This window comes from Clostridium sp. (genome assembly GCF_036643715.1).
In the GTDB taxonomy this organism is placed as follows: Bacteria; Bacillota; Clostridia; order Clostridiales; family Clostridiaceae; genus Clostridium.
This window is the reverse complement of sequence record NZ_JAVXRL010000006.1, coordinates 23,041-48,847: the sequence shown is the minus strand read 5'-3', so window position 1 is coordinate 48,847 and position 25,807 is coordinate 23,041. Positions and strand designations below refer to the sequence as shown.

Below are 25,807 nucleotides of genomic sequence, written 5' to 3'. Positions count from 1 at the left end.
AACTTGATTCTAACATATATATGGATTATTTTCAAGTATATTTAGACAAATTGTAAATACAGACAATTTTTAGAACAATGATAACTGATTAGTTTCAGACATTCCTTCTAAACATCCGTGATTATCTAACGTCTCAACTGCAGTTTTTGTAATCTTTGCTCTCATTCTAAGATCTTCTTTAGATATAAATTCTCCATCTTTTCTAGCTTCAACAATAGATTTAGCTGCATTATCTCCAACTCCTTGAAGTGCATTAATAGGTGGTCTTAATGCACCATCTTCTATTATAAACTTTGTTGCTTCTGATTTGTATAAATCGACTCTTAGGAACTTAAATCCCCTTTTGTACATTTCAAAAGACATTTCTAATGAAGTAGTAAGTCCTTTTTCTTTTGCTGTAACATTATTACCAAGTTCATACATTTCTTGTAGCTTTTCATGAATTGCGCCTTCACCTCTACATATAAGTTCCGCATCAAAATCATCAGCTCTAACTGTAAAGTACGTCGCATAGTAAGCTTCCGGATAATAAACTTTAAAATATGCTATCCTAACTGCCATCATTACATATGCAACAGCATGACCTTTAGGAAACATATATTTAATCCTTTTACATGATTCAATATACCAATCTGGCACATTGTTTTCACGCATTAATTTTTCATCATCCTCTGTTAATCCTTTTCCTTTTCTTACTTTTTCCATTATAGTGAATGACATCTTTGGTGGTACTCCCTGATACATTAAGTAAACCATAATATCATCTCTAGTTGCTATACAATCTTTTAAAGTTGTGTAACCTTCTTTAATAAAGTATTGTGCATTATTAAGCCAAACATCTGTACCATGTGATAACCCAGATATTCTAACTAAATCCGCAAAGCTTTTAGGCTGTGTATCAACTAACATCTGTCTAACGAATTTTGTACCAAACTCAGGTAATCCATAACTTCCAACTTCACATTCAAGTTCTTCCTTTGTAACTCCTAATGCATCTGGCTTTATAAATAAACTTAGTACCTTTTCATCATTTAGTGGAATTGTTTTAGGGTCAAGTCCAGTTAAATCTTGGAGCATTCTAAGAACAGTAGGATCATCATGACCTAGAATATCAAGTTTTAAAAGTCTACCACTTATTGAATGGTAATCAAAATGTGTAGTTATTATATCTGTATCATTATCATCTGCCGGATGTTGTATTGGACTAAAATTATAAATTTCATTATCACTTGGAACAACCATTATTCCACCTGGATGTTGGCCTGAAGTTCTTTTTATGCCAGTACAGCCAAGTGTGAGCCTTTCTATTTCTGCACTTGTTGCACGTATACCTCTTTCATCCAAATATTTTCTAACATAACCATAAGCGGTTTTTTCCGCAACAGTTCCTATTGTTCCTGCTTTAAATACGTATCCTTTTCCAAATAAAACTTCACAATACTTATGAACTACTCCTTGATATTCCCCTGAGAAATTAAGGTCAATATCTGGTTCTTTATCTCCTTCAAAACCTAGAAATGTTTCAAAGGGAATATCATGCCCATCTCTTATATAATGAGCACCGCACTCTGGACAATCCTTAGGAGGCAAGTCTGCGCCTGAACTAATAGATCCATCTAAGAAAAATTCTGATTTTTTGCATTTTGGACAAACATAGTGCGGTGGCAATCCATTAACTTCAGTTATATCTGACATAGTTGCAACAAATGAAGACCCAACAGATCCTCTAGAACCAACTAAATATCCATCATCTAAAGATTTAGCAACTAATTTTTGTGCTATTAAATATAAAACAGCATAACCATTATTTATAATAGAATTTAGTTCTTTATCAAGTCTCTTCTGTATAACCTCTGGAAGATTTTCACCATATATAGAATGAACTTTATTCATTACCATATCTTTAATTTCCTCTTCCGCACCTTCTATTTTAGGTGGATATGTTTCGTCAGGAATAGGTTTTATCATATCTATTTCTTCTGATATGTTTTTAGGATTAGTTATTACAACTTCCTTTGCTATATCTTGACCTAAATATGAAAATTCTTTCAGCATTTCTTCAGTTGTTTTAAAATATAATGGTGGTTGATTATCTGCGTCTTTAAACCCCTTACCTGCCATTATTATTTTCCTGTAAGCCTCATCCTCAGGCTCTAAGAAATGAACATCTCCAGTTGCTACAACAGGCTTATTAAGTTTTTTACCTAAATTATATATTTTCCTGTTTATTTCTTGTAATTCCTTTTCATCTACAACATTCCCCTTTGCAATTAAAAAGTTGTTGTTATCTATTGGTTGAATTTCTAAGTAATCATAAAACTTAGCTATTTCTGTTACTTCATCATCACTTTTCCCATCCAAAATAGCTCTATATACTTCACCAGCTTCACATGCTGAACCTATTATAAGTCCATCTCTCATTTCTTGAAGTCTACTTTTTTTTGTTCTTGCACTTTTAAAGAAATTATTTAAGTGGGCTTCTGATACTAATTTGTATAGATTTTTAAGTCCTTCTTGTGTTTTAGCAAGTATAATAATGTGATATGTTGGTTGCCTTCTTATATCAACGTTAGATAAAAATTCTTCATTTAACTTTGTTAAATCAAAAATTTCCTTTTCATCTTTTAACTTTTCAAAACATTTTAATAAAATATCACAAGTTGCCTTAGCATCATCTATAGCTCTATGATGATTTTCTAGTGATATACCTAAGTGCTTTGCGACAATGTTTAATTTAACTTTCTTTAATTCCGGATATAAAAATCTAGCAAGAGGTACAGTATCTACAATTGTAAAGTCAAAGTCTAAACCAAATCTTCTACAATTATTTTTTATAAATCCAGTATCAAACCCTGCATTATGTGCAACCAAAACGCTTCCTTTGCAAAATTCCAAGAACTTTGGAAGAATAATTTCAATGTTGTCACTATTTTTGACCATTTCATCTGTTATACCAGTTAATTCAGTTATCTTATAAGGAATTAATCTTTCTGGATTTACAAATTCACTAAATCTATCTACGATTTTACCTTTTAATATTTTAACTGCCCCTATTTCGATAATTCTATCATTTTTGGCTGAAAAACCTGTTGTTTCTAAATCAAATATTACATAGGAATCATCTAAAGATTCATTCTTTTCATGAAGTGCAATAGGAACCCCATCATCAACTAAATATCCTTCAACTCCATAAATTACTTTTATTCCAAACTTCTTTGCAGCACTTTGCGCATCTGGAAATGCTTGAACAACTCCATGATCTGTTATTGCAACTGCACTATGTCCCCAGTTTGCTGCACGCTCTACCATTTTAGAAGCAGAAACCATTCCATCCATAGTACTCATATTAGTGTGAAGGTGTAGTTCTACTCTTTTCTCATTAGCGCCGTCATTACGCGTTATTTTTTTCATCTTAACTATATCTCTACCCATTACTACTACTTCTCTTGCGTAAGTATCATATATAGCTTCTCCACGCACTTTGCAATAAAGTCCCTTTTTAACATTCTCAAGTACTTCCTCTTTATCTTTTTCTTTCAAGAAACACTTAACAGTAATTGAGCTAGTATAATCTGTTATAAAGAATGTTAATATTGTTTTACCAGTTCTTGTTTCAATAATTTCTGTTTTAAATACCTCACCAATTACTGCAACATAACCAGAGGTTTCATCAATTTCACTTATATTGATAGCTTCTTGACTGATGTTTCTACCTAATATAGTATTTTCACCTTTAGGTTCTCTTTTATATTTTTGATAACCTTCATTTTGAGTCTTCTTTTGCGGTGTTTTATTACTCGTATCTGAACTAGCTGATGTAGGGGCATCACTTATTATTCTTCCCTGTAAAATATCATCAACTATCTTTTTATTTTCTAAAGCTTTATTTTCTTCGTAGTTATCATCTTCTAATGACTTATCATATTCTAGTACTACTCTTATTTTTCTTCCAAATATATCATTTATTTGAGATGAAACCATTCTTTCCACATCTTTTTTCTTAAGATGCTTTACAATTGCTTCACTACCATATTTTATTATTATGTTATCTCCTTCTATAGTTTTATTCTTTGAGAATAACGCATTTTTTGATAATGGATTCTTCTTAACTATATTTAATACAACATCAGACCAATATTTATTAACTATATCAGATGTACTAGCACCTTCCACGTCCTTATATACTAATAGTTCAATTTTTACATCTAGCCTAATATTTTTCTTAACTAAACTAATTAACCACTTTTCATCTTCTTCATTTAAATTTTCTTTGCATTTTACAACAACTTTTAATATATTACTTTTTTTATAAAATTGAAATCTATTAAGCTTTATTTCTTTTTCTTCTAGTTTTTCATTTTTTGTTATTTCTTTGTTAAGTTTATTAATGAACTCTTCGCTCAAAAGATTCCCTCCTTCTCAAAATATGAACCCCCAAAACAAGTGTTTTCACTTTCTTTTTGGGGGCCTTTTAAAATTTACTTTATAAAGATTCTATTTCTTTTATAAGTTCCTCAACTAATTCGCTCTCTTTAACTTTTTTTATAATTTCGCCTTTTTTGAATATTATGCCAACACCTTTACCACCTGCGATACCAATATCAGCTTCTCTTGCTTCTCCAGGTCCATTTACTACACAACCCATAACTGCAACTTTAATATTCTTATTTGACGATTTTAATCTCTCTTCAACTTCTTCTGCTATTTTAATTAAGTTTATTTCAGTTCTTCCACATGTAGGACATGAAACAAACTCTATACCTTCTTTTCTATAACCAAGAGCATTTAATATTTCTTTAGCAACCTTTATCTCTTCTATAGGATCAGATGTTAAAGACACTCTTATTGTATTACCTATACCTTCTGCTAAAAGTGTTCCAATTCCTATGCTTGATTTAATTGTCCCCTTAAATAGAGTACCTGACTCAGTAACACCTAAATGAAGCGGATAATCACATTTTTCACTCATAAGTCTATAAGCATCTATCATCATATTAACATTTGAAGATTTAATTGATATAACTATATCATAGAAATCTAAGTCTTCTAATATTTTAACATGTCTAAGAGCACTTTCAACTAGTCCTTTTGCGGTTGGCTTTCCATCTCTTGCTAAAATATCTTTTTCTAATGATCCTGAATTAACACCAATTCTTATTGGAATACCATTTGCCTTAGCTTTTTCTACAATTGCTTTAACCTTTTCTGTGCTTCCTATATTACCAGGATTTATTCTAAGTTTTGATACACCATTCTCTATAGCTTTAAGTGCTAATCTATAGTCAAAATGTATATCAGCAACTATTGGAACAGGTGATTTACTTACTATTTCTTTTAGTGCATCACAAGCTTCCATATCAGGAACTGCACATCTTACCATTTGGCAACCTTCAGAAACTAATTTATTTATTTGTTCTAATGTCTTATTAACATCTCTAGTATCTGTATTTGTCATAGATTGTATTATTACTTCTGAATCTCCTCCAATTGTAATATCACCAGTCTTTATCTTTCTTGTTATTTTTCTTTCCATTTTTTCTCTCCTAGAATTTTATTGGGAATAATATGTCCTTGACCGTTACTAAAAGCATCAGCCCCATTAAACATGCAAACCCTACGAAGTTTAGCACCCCTATAACTTTATCTGGTACTTTTTTCTTTGTTATAAGTTCGATTAAAAGTAAAACTGTCCAACCTCCATCTAAAGCTGGGAATGGTAATAAATTAAATACAGCTAAGTTTATACTTATAAATGCTGTGAAATATAAAAGATTCCATATTCCTGCCTTTGCTGCCGCACCTGATAATTTTATTATTGTAACTGGTCCACCAACATCCGTTTTTAAGTTTGCTTTTCCTGTAAATATTGTTTTAAGACCACTAAATGTTTGATTTACTAATGATGCAGTTTGATTAAAGCTTTGCTTAAAACTTTGAACAATAGTAGGATCTTTTACAACTTCAAAAGAAAATCCTATCATATCTCGCTTTTCTTTTTCATTGTAACTTGGCTTAACATTAAAGTTTAAAAGTTCTCCATTTCTATCTACTTCTAAGTTTACCGGCTGTCCTTTAGCTAGAGATATAGCAAAACTTATATCATCAGATGTAAATACTTTACTTCCATTTACCTCTTTAAATTGATCTCCTGGCTTAATTCCCGCTTCATATGCAGGACTTTTATCTATTACAGATGTAACTTTTGGGAGTGCATATCCAAAATGATTTAAAAATGCAGTAAATAATATTATAGCTAATATTAAGTTCATAAAAGCACCAGCTAATATTATTGTAATTCTTCTAAGTGGTGATTTTGATGAAAAACTTTTTTCATCACTAACATCTTCATCTTCTCCAAGCATTTTAACATAACCACCAATAGGCAATATACCTAACGAATATTTCGTTTCTTTCCCGTCAATCGAAAATATTTTTGGTCCCATACCAATTGAAAACTCTTCTACTTTTACACCATTTATTTTTGCTAAAATAAAATGTCCAAGTTCATGAACTATTATTAATAGTCCAAAGGCTAATATTGCATATACTATATACATTAAGTTTCCTCCTAATTGTAATTTGCTCTCACATATTCTTTAACCCTTTTATCAAGTTCTATAACATTTTCTAATGTTACTTCGCCTTTTGCATCTTCCTTAAAATATTCCATACACTGTTCTATTATATCTCCGATGCTTAAATATTCAATTTTTTCATCTAAGAATAGTTGAACTACTTCTTCATTTGCACCATTTAATATAGTTGGCATAAGTTTTCCATGTTTACCGGCTTCATACGCTAGTCTTAAACATTTAAATGTGTCCATATCTGGTTTCTCAAACGTAAGCTTTGAAATTTCATAGAAATCTATACCATTTGAAACTGCTTCCTTTCTATCTGGATAATTTAAAGCATATTGGATAGGAAGTCTCATATCTGCTGACCCAAGCTGCGCTATAATACTATTGTCAACATATTCAACCATTGAATGTACAATGCTTTGTGGGTGCACAACAACTTGAATATCATCATAACTACAATCAAATAGCCAATGTGCTTCTATAACTTCAAGCCCTTTATTCATAAGTGTTGATGAATCAATGGTAATCTTTCTTCCCATACTCCAATTTGGATGATTTAAAGCTTCAATTACTGAAATATTTTTTAAATCATATATAGTTTTCCCTCTAAATGGACCACCTGAAGCTGTAAGAATTATTTTCTTTAATGACTTATATGGATTTCCTCTTAAAGCCTGGAATATAGCACTATGTTCTGAATCAACCGGTAATATTTTAACTCCATATTTTGAAGCCTCTTTCATAACAAGTTCCCCTGCTACAACTAAAGTTTCTTTGTTTGCAAGTGCAATATCTTTCTTGTGCCTTATAGCTTCAATAGTTGGCTCTAAACCAATCATACCAACAATTGATGTCACTACAGTGTCAATTTCTTCTAATGATGCTATTTTTTTTAATCCCTCTATTCCAAAAATAACTTCAATATCTAAGTTATTCTCTTTAACATAATTATCGATTTCTTTTTTTGACTCTCTATCCATCATACCTACATATTTAGGTTTAAATTCATCTATTATTTCCTTAATTATATTAACTGAAGTGTTAGCAGTAACGCCTAATAAGTTTATCCCTTCTGTTTTTCTTATAACATCTAATGTTTGTGTTCCTATAGAGCCTGTTGCCCCCAATATTGAAATATTCCTCATTCTATCTTCCTCCGTATATATTTCTTATTCATCACAAAAGATATCTTTAACCATCATACTATATAAAGGTCCTATAAATATTCCAATTATCCCAAAAATCTTCATACCAATATAAATTGATAGAAAAATAATCAACGGATGAATATTAAATTTATTACTTAATAATTTAGCTTCTAAAATTTCTCTTACAACTTGCACTAATATATAGAGACAAATAAGCCCAAATGCTATTAAATAATCTTTTACTATAATATTGTATATTATAATTGGTATAAATACAATTATTGTCCCTACATATGGAAGTATATCTAAAATACCACAAAATACTCCTAAAATAAAGGCTCTTTCCATTCCTAATATTTTAAAGCCTACTATTATTACTATTGTAGATGTTATAACAAGTAAAATTTGTATAGTTATAATACTCTTTATGTTTTTACTACCTTTATTGATTCTTTTAAACATGTTGTCTGGTAATAACCTGTAAAAATATGTTATGAATTTATTCTTATCTATAAGTATAAAAAATGCGCATACATTACCTATAAAATAGCTAATTATCCCTTCTCCAGTTGTTACAGCACCTCTTTTTAAGACATTAGGATGAAATATGTTCATTATTTCATCTGTAAAATTAACTTCTCCAACTATTTTTTCTAATAGTACATTAAATTCGTTTATAAAATTATTTATTATATTTAAATTATTTTCATACATACTATCTAATATTTCAAATATATTTCGCCCTAAATAGTAAATTGTTAATACTATAAAAATATTTAATAGTAATATTGCTATCGTCGCTGATATCTTTTTACTTATTTTAAATTTAGTAAGCATTATATATATAGGACTGCTAAAAAAAAATATTAAAACCATCCATAAAAATGGTTTAAAATAAGTTCGTATAAGTATAACAAAGACTACTATTACTAAAAAAAGTATTACTGCTTCTAAGAGTTTTTTTTGATCATCTTTTAATTTCACAATTATAATCCTCCTTATTTTATATTTATATGCGAAATTTAACCTCTTAGAATTTTGTTTTGACTCAAATATAAATAAAAAAATTCTAAAAGCAAATGCTCTTAGAATTTTTTACTATATTGAAACTATAAATGTTAAATAATAAAATACCACAAGACCTGAAAAAAGTATACTATCAAATCTATCTAAAATCCCACCATGACCTGGTATTAAGTTACTGTAATCTTTTATTCCTACATATCTTTTTATTGAGGATGCTACTAAATCTCCGAACTGACTAAATACACCACATAATGCTCCTATTATGAAATAGTTATATACCGGCATTATATCAACGTAATTGTTAACAATAATCCCAAATATTCCGCAAAATATTGTTGCACCTAACATTCCTCCTATAGATCCCTCTACAGTCTTTTTAGGGCTTACTTTAGGACATAATTTAGTTTTTCCAAATAATCTACCTGCATAGTATGCTGCTGTGTCAGTCATCCATGAACCAATAAATATTAGCCAAACTAAAAATTGTCCACCTTCCTTAATATTTACTAAATGTAAAAAACTAAAGAATATTGCAACATATAAGAATCCTAATAAAGTTATAGCAACATCAATAAAAGTATACTTTAAATTAATTACAGGAACAATTAAAAGTATAAATGTTGCAAATACAACTAAATACATAATATATTCAAAATTATTGTTAAGAGCATAAAATGCAATCAGTAATAAATATCCTACAATTGAAATAGGATGAAATTCTTTTTGACTAAGCGCATGATAAAATTCATATAACCCTAGTGCTGAAAGAACTATTGTAAATCCTTCTAACCAAATACCACCCAAGAATACAAATATTATAAAAGGAGCTATCATCAAAGCACCCAAATATCTACTATTTGATTTCACCAAAAACCACCTCGTTTATTTTATTTTACCCCACCGAATCTTCTATCTCTTTTTTGGAAGTCATAGATTGCCCTATGAAGATCTTCCTCTTTAAAATCTGGCCAACAAATATTAGAATACCAAAATTCTGAATAAGCACATTGCCACAAAAGGAAATTACTTAATCTTTGTTCACCTGATGGTCTTATTATAATATCTGGATCAGGAACACCTTTAGTATAAAGATAGTTTTCCATTATTTCTTCATCAATATCCTCTACATTAATGTTTCCTTTTAATACTTCTTCTGAAATAGCTTTAACGGCTTTTAAAATTTCATCTCTTCCACCGTAATTTAATGCTATATTCATTGTTATGCCTTCATTATCTTTTGTTTTAATTACTGATTTTTCTATTTCTTCCTGACACTCCTTAGGCAGTCTATCAATATCACCTAATACATTTATTTTAACGCCATTACTATGTAGCTCATTAATTTCTTGTCTTAAATACTGTATAAGTAGCTTCATTAGTGCATTAACTTCATCCTTAGGTCTTTTCCAATTCTCTGTTGAAAAAGCGTAAAGCGTCATATATCTAACACCTAATTTATCTGCTTCTTTCAATATTCTACGAATAGTTTCAACACCTGCTTTATGTCCCATTGTTCTTGGAAGTTTTCTTTTTTTTGCCCATCTTCCATTCCCATCCATAATTATAGCTATATGCTTAGGAATTGCATCCATATCAAGACTTATCTCTTCATTTTCATTAGCTTTTTCCCCTTTGAAAAACTTAAGCATGAGTCTTCCTCCCCATCTTATCTTTATATAAAAAACCTGCTAAAGAGCAGGTTTTTTACTTGATTTAAATTGACATTATCTCTTTTTCTTTTGTTTCTATTAATTTGTCTACTTCTTTAACAAATTTATCTATAGTCTTTTGGATACTATCTTCAGACTTTTTCATCTCATCTTCAGTTATGTCTCCATCTTTTTTTAATGCTTTTATTTTATCATTTGAATCTCTTCTTATTGATCTTAAAGCAACTTTTGAATCTTCTCCAGCTTTTTTAACATTTTTAACAAGGTTCTTTCTTGTTTCTTCTGTTAACTCAGGTATTATTAATCTTATAATAGCACCATCATTTGAAGGATTTAACCCTAAATCTGAAGTAAGAATAGCTCTTTCTATATCCTTTAATAAAGTTGATTCCCAAGGAGTTATTTGAAGAACTCTTGGTTCTGGTGCTGATATATTAGCTACTTGGCTTATTGGACACATACTACCATAGTACTCCACTTGTATTCTATCAAGCATAGTAGGATTAGCTCTTCCAGCCTTCATTGTTGATAAATCAACTTCTAAAACACCCATTGTTTTTTTCATTTTTTCTTCAGCATTTTTTAAAATATCTTTAACCATAAATACCCTCCTTATTTTGAAACTAATGTTCCTATTTTTTCACCAGTAATAGCTTTTTGGATATTTCCTTCTTCATCTAATCCAAATACTAATATTGGAATTTCATTATCCATACATAAAGAAGTTGCAGTTGAATCCATAACTTGTAATCCTTGTTCTAAAACTTCTATATATGTTAGTTTATCATATTTTTGCGCATCTGAATACTTATGAGGGTCTTTGTCGTAAACTCCATCAACTTTTTTAGCTAAAAGGATTACGTCAGCTTCTATTTCAGCCGCTCTTAAAGCTGCTGTAGTATCAGTTGAGAAATAAGGGTTTCCAGTTCCAGCTGCAAATATTACAACTCTTCCCTTTTCTAAATGTCTCATAGCTCTTCTTCTTATGAATGGCTCTGCAATTTCTTTCATTTCAATAGCAGTTAAAACTCTAGTGTCAACCCCTACTTGTTCTAATGAATCTTGAAGTGCTAAAGCATTTATACATGTAGCCATCATTCCCATATAATCAGCAGTAGTTCTATCCATTCCTTCTCCACTTCTGCCTCTCCATATGTTTCCACCACCTACAACGCATCCAACTTCAACTCCAGCATCAATAAGTTGCTTTATTTCTAATGCAATTCTTGTTGCTACAACGAAATCTAATCCATACCCATTAGTTCCTGCAAGCGCTTCACCGGATAATTTTAGTATTACTCTATTATATTTACATTCTGCCATTAATAATCCCTCCAAATATTCACTATTATTTTTAAAAAAAGAGAACACAAAGTGTTCTCTTTTGTGACTATGTGATTAATTTACTATTTTCCCATTTGTCTAGCTACTTCTTCAGCAAAGTTTTCTTCAACTTTTTCGATTCCTTCGCCTCTTTCGAATCTAACAAACTTAGTTATAGTCATTGGAGCACCAGCTACTTTTGATTTTTCTTCAAGTAACTTTGTTATAGTCTTATCTCCATCTTTAACCCATACTTGGTCAACTAAGCAAACTTCTTTGAAGTACTTTTGAATTCTTCCCATAACCATTTTTTCAACGATCTTTTCAGGTTTTCCTTCATTTAAAGCTTGAACTCTGTAGATTTCCTTTTCTTTTTCTAGAGCTTCATGATCTACTGAATCTCTATTTAAGAATAATGGGTTTGCAGCAGCAACTTGCATACATACTTCTCTAGCAACTTCTGAAGCAACTTTTGAATCTCCTTCAGTTGAAACTTCAACTAAAACTCCAATTCTTCCGCCACCATGGATGTAGCTTTCAATAGCACCGTTTTCTATTGCTAATCTTTCGAATCTTCTAACTGTCATGTTTTCTCCAAGCTTTGCAACTAAAGCTGTAAGAGTTTCTTGTACAGTAGCGTCTCCTATTTTTTCGTTTGCTAACTCTTCAACTGTTTCTACTGAAGTATTAGCAACTATTTCAGCTACCTTTTCAGCGAATGCAACAAATTCTTCATTTGCAGCAACGAAGTCAGTTTCACAGTTTACTTCTACTATTGAAGCTGTCTTCTTGTCTTCTGAAACGAAAGTCTTAACTATTCCTTCAGCAGCAACTCTTCCAGCTTTCTTAGCAGCAGCAGCTAATCCCTTTTCTCTTAATACTTCAACAGCCTTTTCTATGTCTCCATTAGTTTCTGTTAAAGCCTTTTTGCAGTCCATCATGCCTGCTCCAGTCTTATCTCTTAATTCCTTAACTGATTTTGCAGTAATCATTTAAAATTCCTCCTTATTTATATAAAGTAACCCTTATCATTAGGGTAAAAGGTAAATGAAGAATATCTTCACCTACCTTTTTAACTCTGATATTATTCAGCTATTTGTTCACCTTGTCTTCCTTCAAGAACAGCATCAGCCATCTTAGCAGCTATTAATTTAACCGCTCTTATAGCATCGTCGTTACCTGGGATTACATAATCAACTTCTTCTGGGTCACAGTTTGTATCTACGATAGCTACAACTGGTATTCCTAATATCTTAGCTTCTGAAATAGCGTTCTTTTCTTTTCTTGGATCTACAACGAACATAGCACCTATGTTTGAAGCGTCTAAGTTCTTGATACCACCAAGATTCTTTTCAAGCTTTTCCATTTCGCCTTTTAACTTAATAACTTCTTTCTTAGGAAGAACATCAAATGTTCCATCTTCTTGCATTGTTTCTAAGCTTTCAAGTCTATTAATTCTTCTCTTAATAGTATTGAAGTTAGTTAACATACCACCTAACCATCTGTTGTTAACGAAGTGCATATTTGATCTTATTGCTTCTTCTTTAATAGCTTCTTGAGCTTGTTTCTTAGTTCCAACGAAAAGAACATCTTTTCCTTCTTCTGAAACTTCTCTTAAGAAGTTATAAGCTTCTTCAGCCTTTTTAACTGTTTTTTGAAGATCTATTATATAGATTCCGTTTCTTTCTGTGAAGATATAAGGAGCCATTTTAGGGTTCCATCTTCTTGTTTGGTGTCCGAAATGTACACCAGCTTCTAATAATTGTTTCATTGATATTACTGACATTTTGTTACCTCCTGGTTTTTTCCTCCACTATCTTTATACTTGTAAGAAACCTTAACTATTTCAAGGCACCTCTCTTGCAATCAAGATAGTGTGTGTATTTTGTTACCTATGATAGTATAACATAAGCTTTTGGGTCTATCAACATAATTTTGTATTTTTTTATGTTTTTCACAAAAAATTACGAGTGATTAATTTTACTCAATCACTCGTTATTATTGACTATTTTATTTTCTTTAATTCATCAAGTAATTTATCATTTAATATTCTTATGTGAGTTCCCTTCATTCCAAGGGATCTTGACTCAATTACTCCAGCACTTTCAAACTTTCTTAAAGCATTAACAATAACACTTCTTGTTATTCCGACTTTATCTGCAATTTTTGATGCTACAAGTAATCCTTCGTATCCATCAAGTTCATTAAATATATGTTCAACAGCTTCAAGTTCAGAATATGATAAAGTTCCAATTGCAAGTTGAACAACAGCTTTCTTTCTTGTCTCTTCTGCTAATTCTTCTTGTTTTGCCCTTAACATTTCCATACCGACTATTGTCGCACTATATTCACAAAGAACTAAATCATCATCTGTAAAAACTTCCCCAAATCTAGCTAGAAGAAGTGTTCCAAGTCTTTCTCTATTTCCTATTATAGGAACTATAGTTGAAAGCTTGTCTGACATATTACAAACACCAACACCTTCAAAAACACATTCGCCTTTATTAGGTAAGTTTGATAATGTTTCAGAAACCTTTAGAAGCTTATCATTATATTCGCTTGGGAATTTCTTTTCCTCAAGAACTTTACGCTTCATAATTTCACATTCGAACTTTTCAGAAAAACTATGTCCTATAACTTTTCCTTTTTCGCTTACAATATAAACATTGCATGCTAGAACTTCGCTTAAAAGTTCACAGATATCTTCAAACGCTACTGATTCAGTACCTGATTTTTGTAATATTTTGTTTAGTTTTCTAGTTTTATGTAGTAGTGATGACATTAAAAATCCTCCCTGATATCTAACTAATTTCAGATTCATATTGCCATTTGTTATAATATTCAAAATACTTTTAATTTTTTAACAAATCCGTAATACTAGTACAGTTTATCATACAAAATAACGTATTTCAACAATATTATTATTTTTTTCGACAAATAGATTCGTTAATGTCATTTATCACCACATTTTTCCTTCTATTCTTTATTTTCTTCTTTCTCAGCCTTAATTTCTTCCCTATGCTTACATTGACTATTAGAACATTCTAAGAAATCACCTGTTTTCTTAGAGTATTTTTTAACCATATATGAATTACATTCAGGACATTTCTTTTCAACTGGTTCATTCCAGCTAATGAAATCACATTCTGGATATCCTGAACACCCAAAGAATCTTTTTCCTTTTTTACTTCTCTTAGCCAAAACTTTTCTACCACATTTTGGGCAAGGAGCTTTTATTTCTTCAACTATAGGTTTTGCATTCTTACATTCTGGATAGCCAGGACATGCAAGGAACTTACCATATCTTCCTCTTTTTATAACCATCATTTTTCCACATTTATCGCAAGGAACATCACTAACCTCATCTTCAATTACAACTTTAGCCATTTCCTTTTCTGCTTTTTCTATATCATGCTTTAATGGTTCAAAGAACTCTCCAACAACTTTTTTCCACTCTATATCACCATCTTCAATGTGATCTAAGTTTCTTTCCATACTTGCTGTAAATTCAACATCCGCTATTTGTTTAAAATATTCACATATTATATTATTTACTATAAATCCAAGATCAGTAGGAACCAGGTTCTTCTTTTCCCTTTGAACATAATCTCTTCCTAATAATGTTGATATTGTAGGAACGTAAGTACTTGGTCTTCCGATTCCTTTCTCTTCTAGAAGTTTAACAAATGATGCTTCTGTATATCTTGCAGGTGGTTGAGTAAAATGTTGCTTTCCTTCAAGCACTGCAGCACTTAATACTTCGCCCTCTGTAAGTTCTGGAAGTGATGTTTCATCCTCTTCACTAATTGCATATTCGTAAATCTTCATGAATCCATCAAACTTTATTGTAGATCCACTAGCTTTAAACTTGTAATCTCCATTTAATATATCTATGGAATTTGTATTTAACACACATGAAGCCATTTGTGATGACACAAACCTCTTCCAAATAAGTGTATATAACTTATATTGTTCTGGAGTTAAACTTCCTTTTGCAACTTCTGGACTTATTTCTACATTTGTTGGTCTTATCGCTTCATGGGCATCTTGAATATTTTTTTTACCTTTATATATTCTAACTTCTTCTGGTATATATTCATCGCCATAATTATTTAATATAAATTCTTTTGCACTGTCTTGAGCATCTTTTGAAATTCTAACAGAGTCTGTTCTCATATAAGTTATAAGACCAACTGTACCATGTCCCTTTACTTCAACCCCTTCATATAACCCTTGAGCTACTGACATTGTTTTCTTTGTCATGAAGTTTAGTTTCTTACTTGCCTCTTGTTGAAGTGTACTAGTTGTAAATGGAGGCATTGGATTTTTAAGCTTACTACCTTTTTTAATTGAATTAATTAAAAAATTATCCGTATCCAAGTTATTTATAACATTATTTGTTTGTTCTTCATTTTTAAGTTCTATTTTTTTGTTCTTATAGGTTGAAAGTTTTATAGGGAATTTTTTTCTTCCTTTTTTTAAAGAACAATCTACTGTCCAATATTCTTCTGGAATGAACTTTTTAATTTCTTCATCTCTATCACATATAAGTTTAAGTGCTGCTGATTGTACTCTACCTGCACTTAATCCCCATTTTACATTTTTCCATAGAATAGGACTTATTTCATAACCAACAAGTCTATCTAATATTCTTCTTGCTTGTTGTGCATCAACTAAATCCAAATCAATTTTTCTAGCATTTTTAATTGAGCTTTTAACTGCACTTTTTGTAACTTCATTAAAAACGATTCTACATTCTGCACCTTCTTCAATATTTAACAGATTAGCAAGATGCCATGATATAGCTTCACCTTCACGGTCAGGGTCAGTTGCAAGATAAATTTTGTCTGCTTTCTTAGCGGCTTTTCTTAATCCTTTAAGAAGATCGCCTTTTCCCCTTATTGTTATATACTTTGGTTCAAAGTTATTATCTATATCAACACCTAACTTACTTTTAGGTAAATCTCTAACGTGTCCCATTGAAGCTTCAACAATATAATTCTTCCCTAAATATTTTCCTATTGTTTTTGCTTTTGCTGGTGATTCGACTATTACTAATTTTTGGCCCATAACTAACTCCACTATTTCTACTGGAGTTATTCACCCCCTTAAACTTACGTTACTCTGACATAATAATTGCCAGGTAGACTTATAATTTCATTTTTAGTTTGCAGTTCAAATAATAAACCATATAAAGTATTTCTGTCAACCTGTGATTTGGTAAATATATCATCAATATGCATAGGTTCATCATTTATTATATCTAAAACCTCATTTTTGATATACTTAACTTTCGAATCATTATTCTTTAAATCTATCTTTAATAACATATATAAATCTTCCATAGATGAATATATGTTAGCACCATCTCTTATTAAGAGATTTGCTCCATATCCTGATTTTGAAAAAATTGGCTGAGGTACTACAATTACATCCTTCCCTTGTTCTAATGCACAAGTTACAGTTATTAAAGAACCACTTTTTTCTGTTGCTTCTGTTACAACTATTATTTCTGATAATCCACTAATTATTCTATTTCTTCTTGGAAAATTATACGCATACGGTTTTGTTCCTGGTAAAAACTCCGAGATTACAAGACCATCTTTTTCAATTGCCTTAAATAAATTTTTATTTCTATAAGGATATGCAATATCTATACCACATCCTAGCACTGCTATCGTATTCCCACCATTTTTTAAAGTTTCATCGTGTGCTATTGAATCTACACCAAGTGCCCCACCACTTACTACTGCAATGTTGTTTTTCACAAGTTCTTTTGCAATAAGTCGTGTTGCTCTTTCTCCATAAATACTATTTTTTCTAGAACCTACAATACCAACTGTTCTCTTGCTTAATAAATCAATATTTCCTCTATAAAATAATAAGTATGGTGGCTCTGCAATCTTTTTTAGTGATATTGGATATCGCCTATCTTTTATTGACATAAATGATATTCCTAATTCTTTTAAACGTTCGTTTAAAACAGTAGCTTTTTCTAAAAGATTAAACTTATCTACTTCGCTTATAGTTTTATATCTATTTAAATATGCTTTAATTATTTCTTCAAAATTTTCAAATATTTCTTTTTCATCTGAAAAAATTTTAAGTAACTTTATTTTTTGCAAATTGGTACAATCCAATAACATTAACCATAATATATATTTTTCCATTTGTCTACCTCACCTATACTATTTCACCACTTGAATCTTTTCTATAACTAATAGCTTCAATTATATGTTCACTTTTTATTTCCTCTTCACCATCTAAATCTGCAATTGTTTGCGAAACTTTAATGACTTTTCCATAACCTCTCAAAGACGGGTTACTTGTTTTAAAGTGATTTTCTAATATCTCTTTACCTTTTTTTGAAATTTTGCACATTTCAAATATATCCTTTCCTACAATATCTGCATTACACCTATACTCTGTTCCTTCAAGTCTTTTTTCTTGTATTTTTCTTGCTCTTAATACTCTTTCTTTAATATCTTTACTCTCTCCCTTTTTCTTTTTATATTTTAATTCATCAAATTTCAAAAGTGGGACATAATTAAACATATCAATCCTATCTTTTAAAGATTTTGAAAGCTTCTTCTGATATCTTCTTATTTCAAGATCACTACATTCACAGTTATCCTCATCATATCCAAGAATAGACTTTCTCCCGCAAGGACATGGATTGTATGAACCGATGAGTTGAAATCTACTAGGAAGTTCTAACCTTCCATTTATTCTATCTATTCTAACTACTCCTTCTTCTAAAGGAAGTCTTAAAACTTCTAAAACTTCTTTCTTAAATTCTAGAATCTCATCTAAATATAATACTCCATTATGAGCTAATGTAATTTCACCCGCTTTTACATCTTTTCCCCCACCAATTAATGCTATTTTAGTTATAGTATGATGTGGTTGCCTAAATGGTATCCTTATATTTTTATATGTATCCATCATTCCCGAAATAGAATATATTTTTGCAATTTCAATTTTTTCTTTCTCACTTAAAGGTGGCAATATAGATGAAAATGCCTTTGCAAGCATAGTCTTTCCTGACCCTGGATTTCCATAAAGTAAAATATTATGTCTACCTGCTGCTGCGATCTCAAGAGCTCTTTTTGAAGAATACTGTCCTATTACAGAATCAAAATCCAATTCACATTCGACATTTTTCTTCGTTTTTAAATCATTAAATTCCAAAGGTAATAAATCTTGAAAGTTAATATAATCTCCTGCATCTTTTAAACTATTTACAACAAATATCTCTCCTTTTCCAAGTTCACATATCTCATCTACATTTTCTCTAGGGATAATGAAATTATCAATTTTCTCTTCCATTCCTTTCAGGATAATTGGTATTATCCCCCTAATTCTTTTAAGACTACCACTCAAAGATAATTCTCCAACTAATATATAGTCTTCTAAATCTTTTTTACTAATTTGATTAGATTCCATAAGTATACCTATTGCTATTGGTAAGTCTAACAATGTTCCAATCTTTTTTACATCTGCAGGTGCTAAATTTATTATTATTCTCCCAAGAGGAAATTCATACCCTGAATTTAAAATTGCAGCTCTAACTCTTTCTTTTGCCTCTCTAACAGATGCATCTGCAAGTCCTACTATGCTAAAGAAAGGTAAGCCTTTTGTTATATCAACCTCTACATTTACTATGCAACTATCAATACCTATATGAGTTGCACTTTTTATATTTATCGCCATATTCTATCACCTCATAATGGATTATTAACAATAAAAAATATTTTTAATCATAAATTATATGATATCAATTTGATTTTTTTGTCCATAATTATATTAGAGGTGAATAAAATTTGAAAAAATATAATAAAACTATAGGTAATTATGGTGAAGATTTAGCTTGTACCTATTTACTAAATAATGGATATAAAATAATTCAGCGTAATTTTTCTAATCGTTTCGGTGAAATAGATATAATATGCTCTATAGATGATATTCTCTCTTTTGTAGAGGTAAAAAGTAGGTATAATAATATTTTTGGATCTGCTATAAGTTCAATCTCATCTTCTAAAGTTAATACTATTAAAAAATTAACAAAATATTTCCTACTTAATAACAAATTTAACAATTACTTTATTAGATTCGATGTAATTGAAATATACTTAAATTATAACGACAGTTCAAGCAAACTAATTCATACTAAAGATGCTTTTAGATAAAAAATGACCATAGTATATTTACAATACTATGGTCATTTTTAATTATAATATATTGCTTAAAAAGCTCATTCTATGAATTTCAGTAGCTCCATGTTCCTTTATGGCATCTATATGTTTTTTAGCTCCATATCCAACATTACTTTCAAATCCATACTCCGGATACTTTTTTGCTATTTCTTTCATTAAATTATCTCTATAAACTTTGGCAATTATTGATGCTGCTGCTATTGCTGCACTTTTAGTATCACCTTTAATTACCCATTTGTTCTCTATATCTATACCTCTAACTTTATATCCATCTGATAAGACTATACTTGGAACTTCTTTTAACCCACCAATTGCTTTTAAGAACACTTCATTATTACAAAAGCCTATTCCTTTTTCATCTATTTCATCATTTGAACATTCACTAATACAATATGATATAGCTTTATCTTTAATTATATCTGAAAGTTCTTCTCTCTTTTTCTCAGATAATTTTTTAGAGTCATTTAAATATAGTATCATACCTTCATCTAAACATTCTAAGTCAAGTATTACAGATGCAGAAACTATAGGACCTGCAAGTGGACCCCTTCCAACTTCATCAACTCCTGCTAGAAGTCTTCCATTTGAAAAAGATCTATCAAAATCGTACATAGTCTTTACTCTTATAATTTCATCTTCTAACTTCTTTTTTTCTTTTATTATTCTGCTTCCAAGACTTTGTACGTTTTTTCTTTTATCATTTAAAAGAATTTCACTTAAATTTAATATATTATCATCATTTACATCTAACTTTATCATATCAAATTCTTCTTTTATAACCTTGTAACTCATATTACTTAAGTCCATATCTATAAGCTTCATAAACACCCTCCATAAACCACTACGGTCTCTCTAGTGATATATTACCTATCTTTCCGCCTCTAAATTCATCAAGGATAATAACAGCTATTCTATTATAGTCTATTTCTCTCCCTCTCATAATAGCACCTCTTTTAATTGCTATTGCATCAAGAGTTTCTAATGGATTTTCAAAAACACTATCTATCTTGTATCTTTCCATTAATTTTTCTGGATAGAACTCTTGTAGTCTCTCTACTAATTTATATGCAAGTTCTTCAATATCCATTATTTCATCTTTTATTGCTCCAGTAAATGCAAGATTTAGAGCTGTCTCATCATCTTGGAACTTTGGCCATAATACACCTGGTGTATCTAGTAGCTCTATATCCATACTAGTTTTTATCCATTGCTTATTTTTTGTAACCCCTGGTCTATCTCCAGTTTTTGCAATATTATTTCTAGCCATTTTATTTATAAATGTAGATTTGCCTACGTTTGGTATTCCAACTACCATAACTCTTGTTACGATTTTAACCAAACCTTTACTCCTCAATCTGTCATGCTTCTCTTTTAATAGTTCATTAAGTGCTGGCTTAATCTTTTGAAGCCCTATTCCTTTTAAACAGTTAACCTCTATAGCACTTACATTACCTTTAGTTAAATCTTTCATCCACTCTTTAGTAACTCTGCTTTCAGTTAAATCACTTTTATTTAAAAGTATTAATCTTGGTTTATCACCAATTAATGTTTCTATATCTGGATTTGCTGAACTTCTTGGAATTCTAGCATCTCTTATTTCTATAACCGCATCAACAAGTTTTAAATTATCTTTTATTTCTCTTTGGGTTTTCTTCATATGTCCTGGAAACCAGTTAATTGCCATAAAAAATTCCTCCTTTGTCTTATTATTTTATATTTAAAAATTAATCATTTCTACAATAATAAATTTATGTGAATTAAAAAAAGAGGCTTAGTTATAAGCCTCTTTTTTATGGTTATAATTATCTTAATAATTCTTTAACCTTAGCAGCCTTACCTACTCTATCTCTTAAGTAGAATAACTTAGCTCTTCTTACTTTACCTTTTCTTGTCACTTCGATCTTTTGGATCATTGGTGCGTTGATTGGGAAAGTCTTTTCAACTCCTGTACCGTAAGCTAATCTTCTTACAGTGAAAGTTTCTCTTAATCCACCATTTTGTTTCTTTAAAACTGTTCCTTCAAATACTTGAACTCTTTCTCTGTTACCTTCTTTGATTAATTGGTGAACTTTTACGTTATCTCCAACATTAAAGTTTGGTAAATCTGTTCTTATTTGATCTTGTTCTATTGCTCTTAAAATTTCGTTCATTGTGCATTCCTCCTAAAATATAATTTGACGTTCTTTCCGAAGCTAAAATTCGAAAGAGGAGCGCCCGTACTAACACAAAGCATATTCTAACATAAAATAATTGTTATTGCAATAACTTATTTATTTTAGTAATTTTTTATCTTCTTTTGTTAGTTGAATATTTTCAAATAGGTCAGGTCGTCTTTCTCTAGTTATTACTAAAGACTCTTTTCTTCTCCATTTTCTTATATTCTCATGATGTCCTGAAAGTAATACTTCCGGTACTTTAGCACCTTCAAATTCTTCTGGTCTTGTATACTGTGGATATTCTAAAAGTCCATCAGAAAAAGACTCGTCCATAAAGCTTTCTTCTTTTCCAAGAACTCCTGGATTTAATCTTAATATAGAATCAATAACTGGAATTGCAGCCATCTCTCCACCAGTAAGAATAAAATCACCAAGAGAAATCTCCATATCTATGTAATCATATGCTCTCTCATCAATTCCTTCATAATGTCCACATACAAATATAAGTTCATCTTCTCTTGCTAACTCTTTTGATAATTCATGGTTAAAAGTTTTACCTCTAGGTCCTAGAAATATAACTTTACCCTTATTATTCTTCTTACATTCTCTTATTGTATCTATTACAGGTTGTGGCGCCATAACCATTCCGGCTCCACCGCCATAAGGGTAATCGTCAACTTTATTATGTTTATTTTTAGTGTAATCTCTAATATTTAAACACTCAATATCAACTATTCCCTTCTCTTTAGCTTTCCCGATTATACTATGATTAAATATAGAAAACATCTCAGGAAAAAGAGTTACTATACTAATCTTCATCTTGCCATTCTCCTACAGGTCTTATAACAATCTTTTCATTATCTACATCTATATCTAATACGATATCTTTTAATACAGGAATTAACAATTCTTTTGGTTTTCTTATCCAGTAGACATCATTATTCTTAGTTTCAATAATATCATATATTTCTCCAAGATCTTTATCTGTTGTATCGTATACATGAATTCCTATAAGATCTTTTGCATAAAATTCATCTTCAGGAAGTTCTGGCTCTCTCTCTCTTGGAACTTCAAGTACTTTATTCTTATACTTTTCAGCTTCATCAATTGATTCTATGCCTTCAATTTTTAGTATAACTCTATCCTTTTGAAACTTAACACCTTGTATTTCTCTTTCTTCTCCATCTACAAAAACAGTTCCATATCTTTTAAAGTTATTAACATCTGAAGTCTCTGCAATAACTTTTACTTCACCCTTAAGACCATGCGTATTTACGATTTTTCCTACTCTAAAAAATTCGCTCATTTTTTTCACCTCTTTTTTATCATTGTCATAGCATTTAAAAATTATTCTTTCTTATTATAAAAAGAGTTAGGACAGGCCTAACTCTTTTAGATAATTTCAACTACTACTCTTTTTTCTTCTTTTATTGCTGCAGCCTTTACTACGGTTCTAATAGCTTTCGCTATTCTTCCCTGTTTACCAATAACTTTTCCCATATCATCTGGATCAACCCTAAGTTCTAATATAACAGACTGCTCACCTTGAACTTCTGTTACACTTACTCCTTCAGGCTTATCCACAAGAGATTTAGCTATTATTTCAACTAATTCTTTCATAAGTGTCCTGCATATAGTATAACTATTTGCAGTATTCACCTCCTAAAATTACTTGTTTAGGCCTGCCTTTACGAAAAGCTTTTTAACAACTTCTGTTGGTTGTGCACCATCATTAAGCCATTTGTTAGCTTTTTCTTCGTTGATTTTTATTTCAACTGGGTTTGAAATTGGATTATAGAATCCGATTTCTTCGATGAATCTACCATCTCTTGGGCTTCTTGAATCAGCAACTACTACTCTGTAGAAAGGTGCTTTCTTAGCTCCCATTCTTCTTAATCTTATCTTTACTGCCATTTTTAAATTCACCTCCTTTAAAGAATAATTTATATATTAACTCATAAAAGGTAACTTTCCTAGGAGACCTTTTTTAGATCCCTTTTGAAATGATTTCATTTGCTTCATGTTCTTTCTCATCATTTCATATCCTTTGATAAGTTTATTAACATCTTGAATTGTTGCGCCTGAACCTTTTGCAATTCTCTTTTTTCTTGATGAATTCCCTATTACAAGTGAAGGATTTCTTCTTTCTTTTGATGTCATAGAAAGTATTATCGCCTTCATTTTTTCCATTTGTTGTTGACCTTGTGCAAAATCAACACCTTGTAATTCTTTAGTATTTGCACCTGGAATCATCTCCATTATCTTATTTAGTGGTCCTAGCTTTTTCATCTGTTCCATTGCTGTAAGATAATCTTCAAAATTAAGTCCTTGGCTCATCATTTTCTTTGTAAAATCAGCTGCTTCATCTTCATCAATTGCAGATTGGGCCTTTTCTATAAGAGATAATACATCTCCCATTCCAAGTATTCTTGATGCCATTCTATCTGGATGGAACACTTCAAAATCATTCATCTTTTCACCAATACCAACAAATTTAATTGGCTTATCAGTTATAGATTTGATTGAAAGTGCTGCTCCCCCTCTAGTGTCACCATCTAGCTTTGTTAAAATAACTCCTGATACATCAAGGTCATTATTAAAACTTTCTGCTACATTTACTGCATCTTGACCAGTCATTGAATCTACTACAAGTAAAATCTCTGATGGATTTACTGCTTCTTTTACATCTTTTAATTCTTGCATTAAGCCTTCATCTATATGTAGTCTTCCGGCTGTATCTATAATAACTATATTATTACCATTATCTCTTGCATGTTTTATACCAGCCTTTGCTATATCAACAGCTTTAACTTTATCCCCCATAGAGAATACAGGTATATCTATTTGTTTTCCTACAACTTCTAATTGCTTTATAGCTGCAGGTCTATAAATATCACACGCTACAAGTAGTGGCTTCTTGTTGTTCTTTCTAAGATCTAATGCTAGCTTACCACACATTGTAGTTTTACCAGCTCCTTGAAGTCCTACAAGCATTATTACTGTTAATCCATTGCTTGAATAATTAATTTTACTCTCGCTTCCACCCATAAGTTCTGTAAGTTCATCATTAACTATTTTAATAACCTGTTGTCCTGGTGTCAAGCTTTCTAATACATCACTTCCGACACATTTTTCACTAACACTTTTAACAAACTTTTTTACTACTTTATAGTTAACATCAGCTTCTAATAAAGCAAGCTTTACTTCCCTCATAGCTTCTTTTATATCTTTTTCATTAAGTCTTCCTTTTCCCTTTAACTTTTTAAAGGTATTTTGAAGCTTTTCTGATAATCCCTCAAAAGCCATATTAAACCTCCTAATGTATTATAAATCTTCTAGTTCTTTCTTTAGCATATCATATTCTTCATAAGAAATAGAATACTTTTCGCTAATTTTTTTTAGAAGTTCTATAATTTTTTCTTCGCGATTCATACTCTTTTGAAGTAAGTTTAATTTACCTTCATAGGATAAAAGTTGTTTATAGCATCTTTTAATCAAATCATGAATTGCTTGACGACTTGTGCTTGTTAATTCAGCTATTTCTGCTAAGGATAAATCGTCATTAAAGTATAGTTCCATGATATTCTTTTGTTTTTCAGTTAGTAATGGTTTATAAAAATCCATTAGTAATGAAATCTCGACCCTATCTTCCATCATATAATCACCTTACCCACAAAAGAGATATTA

General features: G+C 30.5%; 25 protein-coding genes. 1 reads left to right on the top strand and 24 read right to left on the bottom strand.

All coding sequences use genetic code 11. From position 1 onward, the window contains the following. Positions 1–69: 69 nt before the first annotated feature. From RSF37_RS03330 to RSF37_RS03260, 15 genes are all read right to left on the bottom strand, one after another. Positions 70–4,404, bottom strand: coding sequence for a PolC-type DNA polymerase III (locus RSF37_RS03330; RefSeq protein ID WP_332562968.1), 4,335 nt, complete (start codon positions 4,402–4,404; stop codon positions 70–72). Between the two features lie 79 nt (positions 4,405–4,483). Then, positions 4,484–5,533, bottom strand: a complete 1,050-nt coding sequence (gene ispG, locus RSF37_RS03325; protein ID WP_332562967.1) for a flavodoxin-dependent (E)-4-hydroxy-3-methylbut-2-enyl-diphosphate synthase — start codon at positions 5,531–5,533, stop codon at positions 4,484–4,486. 10 nt (positions 5,534–5,543) lie between these two features. Then, complete coding sequence (gene rseP / locus RSF37_RS03320; RefSeq protein WP_332562966.1) at positions 5,544–6,557, bottom strand: RIP metalloprotease RseP; 1,014 nt, start codon at positions 6,555–6,557, stop codon at positions 5,544–5,546. An 11-nt stretch (positions 6,558–6,568) separates the two neighbouring features. Continuing rightward, complete coding sequence (gene dxr, locus RSF37_RS03315) at positions 6,569–7,726, bottom strand: 1-deoxy-D-xylulose-5-phosphate reductoisomerase (protein WP_332562965.1); 1,158 nt, start codon at positions 7,724–7,726, stop codon at positions 6,569–6,571. A gap of 24 nt (positions 7,727–7,750) precedes the next feature. Beyond that, positions 7,751–8,713: an AI-2E family transporter gene (locus RSF37_RS03310; RefSeq protein ID WP_332562964.1), complete on the bottom strand. Its 963-nt coding sequence runs from the start codon at positions 8,711–8,713 to the stop codon at positions 7,751–7,753. Positions 8,714–8,827: 114 nt separating this feature from the next. After that, entirely contained in the window at positions 8,828–9,622 is a 795-nt protein-coding gene (locus RSF37_RS03305) for a phosphatidate cytidylyltransferase (protein ID WP_332562963.1), read from the bottom strand. 20 nt (positions 9,623–9,642) lie between these two features. Beyond that, positions 9,643–10,404 (bottom strand): isoprenyl transferase, encoded by a 762-nt coding sequence (locus RSF37_RS03300; protein WP_332562962.1) that lies wholly within the window; start codon positions 10,402–10,404, stop codon positions 9,643–9,645. 64 nt (positions 10,405–10,468) lie between these two features. Further along, positions 10,469–11,026: a ribosome recycling factor gene (frr, locus tag RSF37_RS03295; RefSeq protein WP_332562961.1), complete on the bottom strand. Its 558-nt coding sequence runs from the start codon at positions 11,024–11,026 to the stop codon at positions 10,469–10,471. Positions 11,027–11,037: 11 nt separating this feature from the next. Then, positions 11,038–11,748, bottom strand: coding sequence for a UMP kinase (gene pyrH / locus RSF37_RS03290; protein ID WP_332562960.1), 711 nt, complete (start codon positions 11,746–11,748; stop codon positions 11,038–11,040). Between the two features lie 83 nt (positions 11,749–11,831). Continuing rightward, positions 11,832–12,740 (bottom strand): translation elongation factor Ts, encoded by a 909-nt coding sequence (gene tsf / locus RSF37_RS03285; RefSeq protein ID WP_332562959.1) that lies wholly within the window; start codon positions 12,738–12,740, stop codon positions 11,832–11,834. A 92-nt stretch (positions 12,741–12,832) separates the two neighbouring features. Beyond that, positions 12,833–13,534, bottom strand: coding sequence for a 30S ribosomal protein S2 (gene rpsB, locus RSF37_RS03280; RefSeq protein ID WP_332562958.1), 702 nt, complete (start codon positions 13,532–13,534; stop codon positions 12,833–12,835). A 219-nt stretch (positions 13,535–13,753) separates the two neighbouring features. Then, positions 13,754–14,530 (bottom strand): GTP-sensing pleiotropic transcriptional regulator CodY, encoded by a 777-nt coding sequence (codY, locus tag RSF37_RS03275; protein WP_332562957.1) that lies wholly within the window; start codon positions 14,528–14,530, stop codon positions 13,754–13,756. A 194-nt stretch (positions 14,531–14,724) separates the two neighbouring features. Continuing rightward, on the bottom strand, positions 14,725–16,818 hold the full coding sequence (gene topA / locus RSF37_RS03270) for a type I DNA topoisomerase (RefSeq protein ID WP_332562956.1): 2,094 nt from the start codon (positions 16,816–16,818) through the stop codon (positions 14,725–14,727). A 44-nt stretch (positions 16,819–16,862) separates the two neighbouring features. Further along, complete coding sequence (gene dprA / locus RSF37_RS03265; RefSeq protein ID WP_332562955.1) at positions 16,863–17,918, bottom strand: DNA-processing protein DprA; 1,056 nt, start codon at positions 17,916–17,918, stop codon at positions 16,863–16,865. A gap of 13 nt (positions 17,919–17,931) precedes the next feature. Then, on the bottom strand, positions 17,932–19,461 hold the full coding sequence (locus RSF37_RS03260; protein WP_332562954.1) for a YifB family Mg chelatase-like AAA ATPase: 1,530 nt from the start codon (positions 19,459–19,461) through the stop codon (positions 17,932–17,934). Positions 19,462–19,571: 110 nt separating this feature from the next. Here RSF37_RS03260 and RSF37_RS03255 point away from each other — a divergent pair, with 110 nt between their 5' ends. After that, a complete protein-coding gene (locus RSF37_RS03255; protein ID WP_332562953.1) occupies positions 19,572–19,937 on the top strand; it encodes a YraN family protein in 366 nt (121 codons plus the stop codon). Between the two features lie 42 nt (positions 19,938–19,979). Here RSF37_RS03255 and RSF37_RS03250 read toward each other — a convergent pair whose 3' ends face one another. The 9 genes from RSF37_RS03250 to RSF37_RS03210 form a co-directional block, all read right to left on the bottom strand. Further along, positions 19,980–20,786, bottom strand: a complete 807-nt coding sequence (locus RSF37_RS03250) for a ribonuclease HII (RefSeq protein ID WP_332562952.1) — start codon at positions 20,784–20,786, stop codon at positions 19,980–19,982. Between the two features lie 19 nt (positions 20,787–20,805). Beyond that, complete coding sequence (gene ylqF / locus RSF37_RS03245; protein ID WP_332562951.1) at positions 20,806–21,648, bottom strand: ribosome biogenesis GTPase YlqF; 843 nt, start codon at positions 21,646–21,648, stop codon at positions 20,806–20,808. A 118-nt stretch (positions 21,649–21,766) separates the two neighbouring features. Then, a complete protein-coding gene (rplS, locus tag RSF37_RS03240) occupies positions 21,767–22,114 on the bottom strand; it encodes a 50S ribosomal protein L19 (RefSeq protein WP_332562950.1) in 348 nt (115 codons plus the stop codon). 120 nt (positions 22,115–22,234) lie between these two features. Then, positions 22,235–22,939: a tRNA (guanosine(37)-N1)-methyltransferase TrmD gene (trmD, locus tag RSF37_RS03235; protein WP_332562949.1), complete on the bottom strand. Its 705-nt coding sequence runs from the start codon at positions 22,937–22,939 to the stop codon at positions 22,235–22,237. Further along, positions 22,929–23,426, bottom strand: a complete 498-nt coding sequence (gene rimM / locus RSF37_RS03230; RefSeq protein ID WP_332562948.1) for a ribosome maturation factor RimM — start codon at positions 23,424–23,426, stop codon at positions 22,929–22,931. The genes trmD and rimM overlap by 11 nt, the downstream gene beginning before the upstream one ends. An 86-nt stretch (positions 23,427–23,512) precedes the next feature. Beyond that, positions 23,513–23,740 (bottom strand): KH domain-containing protein, encoded by a 228-nt coding sequence (locus tag RSF37_RS03225; protein WP_332562947.1) that lies wholly within the window; start codon positions 23,738–23,740, stop codon positions 23,513–23,515. Positions 23,741–23,788: 48 nt separating this feature from the next. Then, positions 23,789–24,034, bottom strand: a complete 246-nt coding sequence (gene rpsP, locus RSF37_RS03220) for a 30S ribosomal protein S16 (RefSeq protein ID WP_332562946.1) — start codon at positions 24,032–24,034, stop codon at positions 23,789–23,791. A gap of 36 nt (positions 24,035–24,070) precedes the next feature. Beyond that, entirely contained in the window at positions 24,071–25,426 is a 1,356-nt protein-coding gene (gene ffh / locus RSF37_RS03215; protein WP_332562945.1) for a signal recognition particle protein, read from the bottom strand. 18 nt (positions 25,427–25,444) lie between these two features. Continuing rightward, positions 25,445–25,774 carry a putative DNA-binding protein gene (locus tag RSF37_RS03210; protein WP_332563007.1) on the bottom strand — a complete coding sequence of 110 codons (330 nt, stop codon included), beginning with the start codon at positions 25,772–25,774 and terminating at the stop codon, positions 25,445–25,447. Positions 25,775–25,807 lie beyond the last annotated feature (33 nt).